General features: G+C 72.1%; 2 protein-coding genes. One reads left to right on the forward strand and one right to left on the reverse strand.

Annotated elements, in window-relative coordinates; all coding sequences use genetic code 11:
• Positions 1–89: 89 nt before the first annotated feature.
• Positions 90–644 carry a TetR/AcrR family transcriptional regulator gene (locus tag ASF38_RS04265; protein ID WP_056573874.1) on the reverse strand — a complete coding sequence of 185 codons (555 nt, stop codon included), beginning with the start codon at positions 642–644 and terminating at the stop codon, positions 90–92.
• Positions 645–803: 159 nt separating this feature from the next.
• On the opposite strand from ASF38_RS04265, the gene ASF38_RS18325 reads away from it, so the two are divergent.
• Positions 804–1,137, forward strand: a 334-nt coding sequence (locus ASF38_RS18325; RefSeq protein ID WP_200914401.1) for an SDR family NAD(P)-dependent oxidoreductase, incomplete at its 3' end; no start/stop codon positions are given.

The raw sequence follows: 1,137 nt of genomic DNA on the forward strand, positions 1-1,137 counted from the left end.
GCCGCCCAGAGTGGTCTCGACACCCCTCCCCTCGGTGGCGCTCGTGGAGGCACTCGACCATCGGCAGCCGGCAGGGTCGGACGGCCCGGTCATCGGTCGAGCTGTGACCACCAGTCCGGCACGAGCCGGCCGTAGATCGCCGTGAAGGCCGCCGCGTCCGGGTCGGGCAGGTCGATCCACGACCGGATGACGCCGACCGTCCCGAGCGCGATGAGGCGTAGGGCCGCGTCGGCGACGACGTCCGGGTCGGCGCCGGGGACGTCGGTGGGCAGCGAGAGGCGGCCCTGCTCGAGCAGCTGCCGCGAGGACCCGAGGAAGTGCTCGCCGAGCATGGCGTGCAGACCTCCGGCTCCCGCGTCGTCGGCCAGACCGCGGCGGTACACGGGCAGGTGCCTCAGGACGTGCTCCAGGACCCGTCGTGTCGTCTCCACCACGGCCGCGTCGGTGCCTCGGCCGGGGTCGTGGAGGAGATCGGCGCGCAGGCCGTCGAGCTCGGCGAGGAGCGCGGCACGCAGCAGTCCGTCCGGCGTGGACGCGTGCTCGTAGAACGTCGAGCGATGCACGTCGGCACGGCGGGCCACCTCGGTGACGCTCAGCTGCTCGACGGGCGTCTCGGCCGCGAGGGCAAGGACGGCAGCGAACAACCGGTCACGGCTACGTCGGGCTCTCGCGTCCACGGGACCCCTCCTTACCGACGTCGCCGGGACCGTCCCGGTCTCGTTCGTCACACCGCTGGGCAAGTCTATCCGACAGTTGTAGGATGAGATTTGTCCGACAGGTGTCGGACAGAAAGTGAGGACATCATGGCCACCTACGACGTCGCGGACCGTTCCGCGATCGTGACTGGCGCCGGCTCCGGCATCGGCCGGTCCGTGGCCCTGCTGCTCGCCGCGAACGGAGCCTCGGTGCTCGTCCACGACCTGCGACAGGACTCGGCCGACCAGGTCGTGAAGGAGATCGAGACCACCGGCGGCACCGCGCGCGCCTTCGTCGGCGACGCCGCCGACCCCGCGGTCGCCCAGGCCGCCGTCGCGGCAGCCCAGGAGATGGCACCGCTGCGGATCGCCGTCAACAACGCCGGCATCGGCGGTGCCGCCGAGCCCGTCGGCAGCTACCCCGTCGACAGCTGGGAGAAGG

The sequence above is a fragment of the Aeromicrobium sp. Leaf272 genome, assembly GCF_001422865.1.
Classification (GTDB): domain Bacteria; phylum Actinomycetota; class Actinomycetes; order Propionibacteriales; family Nocardioidaceae; genus Aeromicrobium.